6 protein-coding genes are annotated in these 4,545 nt (G+C 66.0%); 3 read left to right on the top strand and 3 right to left on the bottom strand.

Features of this window, described 5'->3' with window-relative positions; genetic code table 11:
* A partial coding sequence (locus VYI76_RS06260) for a putative zinc-binding metallopeptidase (RefSeq protein ID WP_326523921.1) occupies positions 1-190 on the top strand: 190 nt, incomplete at its 5' end.
* A 329-nt stretch (positions 191-519) separates the two neighbouring features.
* On the opposite strand, the gene VYI76_RS06255 is transcribed toward VYI76_RS06260, so the two are convergent.
* Together VYI76_RS06255 and VYI76_RS06250 are read right to left on the bottom strand one after the other, a co-directional pair.
* Entirely contained in the window at positions 520-1,209 is a 690-nt protein-coding gene (locus VYI76_RS06255; RefSeq protein WP_326523920.1) for a hypothetical protein, read from the bottom strand.
* 13 nt (positions 1,210-1,222) lie between these two features.
* Entirely contained in the window at positions 1,223-2,191 is a 969-nt protein-coding gene (locus tag VYI76_RS06250) for a hypothetical protein (protein ID WP_326523919.1), read from the bottom strand.
* 600 nt (positions 2,192-2,791) lie between these two features.
* Here VYI76_RS06250 and VYI76_RS16820 point away from each other — a divergent pair.
* Entirely contained in the window at positions 2,792-3,283 is a 492-nt protein-coding gene (locus VYI76_RS16820; RefSeq protein ID WP_443018910.1) for a hypothetical protein, read from the top strand.
* A 69-nt stretch (positions 3,284-3,352) separates the two neighbouring features.
* Complete coding sequence (locus VYI76_RS06240; RefSeq protein ID WP_326523918.1) at positions 3,353-3,751, top strand: transposase; 399 nt, start codon at positions 3,353-3,355, stop codon at positions 3,749-3,751.
* 450 nt (positions 3,752-4,201) lie between these two features.
* On the opposite strand, the gene VYI76_RS06235 is transcribed toward VYI76_RS06240, so the two are convergent.
* A partial coding sequence (locus tag VYI76_RS06235; protein WP_326523917.1) for a hypothetical protein occupies positions 4,202-4,545 on the bottom strand: 344 nt, incomplete at its 5' end.

Below are 4,545 nucleotides of genomic sequence, written 5' to 3'. Positions count from 1 at the left end.
CTGGTCGCCGCTGACCGCCGCGGTCAACAGCCTGAACCGCAGCATGGGCCAGCCTGACCTTTATCCCTTCGACCCGAGCCCGAACGTACTCGAGAAGGTCCGCTTCATCCACGGCCTGCTCCATCCCGCCGCGGCCGAGCCGAAGGCGGCCCCGGAGCCGGCGACCAGCGCCGCGGGCGGGTCGCGATGACCGACCGGCCGGCTTCGGCCACGCGCGACCCCGCCGGCCGGCTTGCCGCCTTCCGCGCGCGCCGCCCTTCGGTGGCGGAACGGCGCGCCCCTCGGCTTCGCGCCCTCCGGGACCGGGTGCCACGGCACAGCCACGCGGCATGGGCGCCGGCCGACTGCCAGCCCGAAGCGGAGGATAGCGGACCCTGCTCCGGTCCGCGGCGATCATCGCGCACGTATGCCGCTCGCTCACCTGAAGACGCCCGCTCGGATGCGCGACCGCTTCCCGCCTGGCGACGGGCGTCACCCACGCAAGCCAGCATTCTTCGGCAGCCTGCCGGGTCGTCGCGCTCAGACCGCGTCGAGGGCCGGGGCGGGTCCGTACTGATGGTCGCGTGTGGTCGGCAGGTCCAGCGCGACCTCCGGTTGGTCGTAATGGTCGAGATAGCCGAGCATGTCCTCTATCCGTACGACGTCGTATTCCCTTGATGGATCGGTCGGCGGCGTCTGCTGCTCCTGGGCGCGAAGCGTCTCCGCGAAGGCGTCGACCTCGTGCATCGACTGCAGGCGGTTGATCATCGGCCGGTTGTCGATGCCGCGTGTCATCTGCCACAGCTCGTTGAACGACGGCGTCGTTGGCGCGACGTCGATGTGGTCGGTGCCGAGCTGGTCCCGCATCATCGCCAGCGCGGCCACGATATCCGGGTCGCTCTTCGCGCCGGTTATGAAGCGGGCGACGGTCTCGCGGATCAGCGCCGGGTCGGACGCGGAGCGGCCCTTCCCGAGCTCGGCGACGAGCCAGGCCCGCACGCTCTTGCGCAGGGCCGGGATCTTGCCGAACCCGGCCCATTCCGCCTGCGTCGGCGATCGCGACGGACGGCCGGGAATGCCGATGCTTTCGAGGTACCAACTTGCCAGCCGCGCCCAGTAGTAGGTGTTGTCGTTGCGAAACGACGGGTCCTCCATGTAGCGGCCGTAGCAGTAGATCGCCTCCGCCGCCGCCGGCGAGAAGGCGTTGAGGTCGATCGCAACCTTCGGCATCGCCGCGGCCCCCTCAGAGCTCGGTTTTCTCGTCGCCGCCCTCGACACGGAACGGCTTCAGGACGATCGGCTGGTTGTGCCAGTGCGCCATCTTGATCCCGCTCGACTCGGCGTGGACCTCGACGAAGTTGTTGGAGCCCTCGGCCATGACCACGCGCTGGGTGACCTTGATCGCCACGCCGATCGTCTCGTCGTATTCCCGGTTCGACGTCGCCTGCCACACGGCCTGGCTGATCAGCGGCAGGTTCGACGTCGCGAGGTCGGGCGGATTGTAGAGCACGATGCCCTTGAAGGCGTCGAAGAAGCCGATGGCGTCGCCCTTCGGCACCAGGTCGTTGGCGCTGTCGTAGGCGGCGCCCGACGACTGCGACATCTTATAGGTGTGCTGGATCAGCGTTTGCGTCGAGGTGTTCACCGCCTTGAAATCGGCGAGGTTGCGGCTGAACGAATGCGAGTTCGTGACGCCGAGCGATGCGCCGACGCTGCCGCCGCCGGTCGGGGTGCCGCCGAAGAAGCCGGCATTGACCGATCCCGAGACCGAGAAGGACACCGACACCGACGACGAGGTGGCACCGGAGCCGTTCACCGTCTGCGGCCCGTCCGAAACCCGGCGGAAGTCGCTGCGCGGCGTCTGGCCGTCGCTGGTAAGAAACATCTCGACGACGATCTGGTCCTGGAAGTATCCGCGCTTGTCGTTCCGGTCGAAGAGCATGCCCCCGGAGGAGATGATCGAGTCCTCGAGCGACACATGCACGGTCATCGGCTGGTTCGCACCGCCCTTGCCCACGGTGACGGAGATGACGAGGTCGAGGTGCGACTCCTGCAACGGCTGCCTGGCCGCGGTCGCGGCCTGCCGCATCAGGTCGAGAACGCTTATGTTCAGGCCTGGAAGCTTCGCATCCGAGAAGTACTGGCCGACTTTCGTCGGTACGGCCGTCTTGTCGGCATAGGTCGGCGCCGCGGCGTCGAACGCTTCGAACATTTTTCCCCCCTGCCTTCGCGGTTGCCCGTTCCTGGCAGGTTGACGCTACGATCTGCTTCGGCATGCGTAAACGGAAATCTGGGCGCGGTCCGTGCTCGTGTTCCTCGAAGGTCCTGATCGCGCCCAAGCGTCTCGGCGACTTTCCAAGCGTATACCGCCGCGGTTTCGACAGCATGACATCCCCCTCCGCCCGGCCAAGATGAACGCCTTGGCATCGGCGTTCACGCAACGCTGGCGTGTCGTCATGCCGAAGGCAGGCCTCTACGAATCCGGGGCCGAGCGAAGAAGCGCCTAGTCGTCGGTCCTGCGCCGGCGCCTCCGCTACGGCTCAATCGGCCGCCGGACTCCAGATTCAGGCGAATGAAAGGCGGGGTGGCACAGCAAAGCCCCTCTGTCAGAGCAAGGGCACCACTTCTATGCTTGACCAGAACGGCGCAGTTGCCGAAGTCGGAGCGCAAAAACCAAGAATCTCAATAAGTGTCCATTTTACCAAGAAAAATAATGTCTTATCGATAGAGATTTCATCATGGGGCTCTCGGGCACGTCGCTGATCAGATCGCGGACATGTCTTGCCGTGATGGCTGCCTGGGTCAGTTCGTAATGGCCGTGGCCGAAAGCGTAGACGACGCGGCTGTCGATCAGGGATTTCGATATCGCGGGAATGGAATCGGGAACCTAAGCGCGAAAGCCTATCCATCGGATGCCTTCGCCCAGGCTGGCGGCGGGTGCGAACTGCCTGAAGCGTTCCACGAGGGCGTCGATGCGCCAGTAGTTCGGAGCCGCGTCGAGGCCGGCGAATTCGACAGAGCCGCCTATGCGATCGCCGCTTTCGTCGCAAGCTGCTGCGACCTGCGCTTCAAGGCTTTCCGTCACCGCCTCCAAGCCGCGGGAAAGCCACTCAAGGTCGCCATCACCTCCTGCGCCAGAAAGCTCCTGACCATCCTCAATACAATGGTCCGCTTAGAGCGCGGCCTGATCGTGGCGAAGGGCCGCGCAAAGCTGCGAAACGAGGTGCATGAGTTCCTTGCCGGCGAGGCGCCCGAGCTCAGTCCGCGCATCAGGATCCTCGTGGCGGACCTCGTCGAGGAGTGAAACTGCCTCGACGCCCGCATCAAGGCCTTCGACGCCGAGTTCGTCGCCCTCGCGCGTGCCGATCCGGCGATGCGTCGCCTGTCGACCGTGCCGGGTATCAGGCCGATCAACGCGACGGCGCTGGTGGCGGCCGTTGGCGACGCCCGCGCCTTCGGCAAGGGGCGCGATCTCGCGGCGTGGCTCGGGCTCGTGCCGCGCCAGGTTACCACCTGCGGCAAGCCGAGGCTGCTCGGCATCAGGAAGCGCGGCAACCGCTACCTGCGAAAGAACCTCGTCCACGGCGCCCGTGCTGTTCTGCCGAAGCTCGCGGAGCGCGACACCCCGATCGGGCGCTGGCTCCATGACCTGCTCGCACGGCAGCACAAGAACATCGTCGTGGTGGCGCTGGCGAACAAGCTGGCCCGCATCTGCTGGGCCGTGCTCTCCGGCAACCGTGGCTTTGCTGAAGAGGTCCCCGAAATTCACTGAAAAAGAAAGCGGCACCGGCGCGCCCGATCCGGGGTCGTCCACGAGGTCCGCGGGCGGTATGAACAGATGGCCCAACAGTCGAACGGCGACGCGCAAACCTGAGAGTTGTCAACGGCCAACCGAGGCCGCGCCGATTACGAGGAGCACGTCGCGCGTATCTCCATCTTGGCAGGGAGCAAGCTCCGAGGCCGGATACGTTGACGCAGACTGGAAGGCAGAATGCTCAAACCCTCTTGCAGACGGGGCGGGCCATACGTTGACAACCCAAAGCGCCACGATCTCGGTTGGCGTCACGCCGCTGTCGGTTTCGACCATCAGAAGGAGGCGGGGAACACCTTTGGGCGGCTGGGTATGGGGATTACCCCAAGCAACTGTATGGCGAAAACGAGTCATGGCCCGATCTTCCGGGGGGAGGGAAGGGGCCAGCGGCGCGAACCGCTGGCCGGGCGATCAGAACATCTCGGGCGGGAGCCACGCGGCCACGCGGGCGCGCTGCGCTTCGGGAAGCTCGGTCGCGGGATCGAACATGGTTTCCAGCCGCGCAACCTTCTCGGCCTTCCTGGCCTTGGCGAAGGTGCGCGCCTCGCCGTTGTCGGCGTCGATGCCGACCATCTCGGTCCAAAGGGCGTCGAGGTAGTCGCCCTTCACGCGGGAGAAGAAATTCACCGCCGTCGGGCACCAGACGGCGCGAACGTCGGTCGCGGCTTCCTTGTCGTAGAGCTTCGCGAAACCCTCGTCGGCGTGGGGAAGGTCGAGCAGCCGGGCCAGCTCCAGCGTCAGCACGTCGCGAACGT

Source organism: Sphingomonas sp. (assembly GCF_035910975.1).
Taxonomy (GTDB): domain Bacteria; phylum Pseudomonadota; class Alphaproteobacteria; order Sphingomonadales; family Sphingomonadaceae; genus Sphingomonas.
This window is presented reverse-complemented; position numbering and strand designations above follow the sequence as displayed.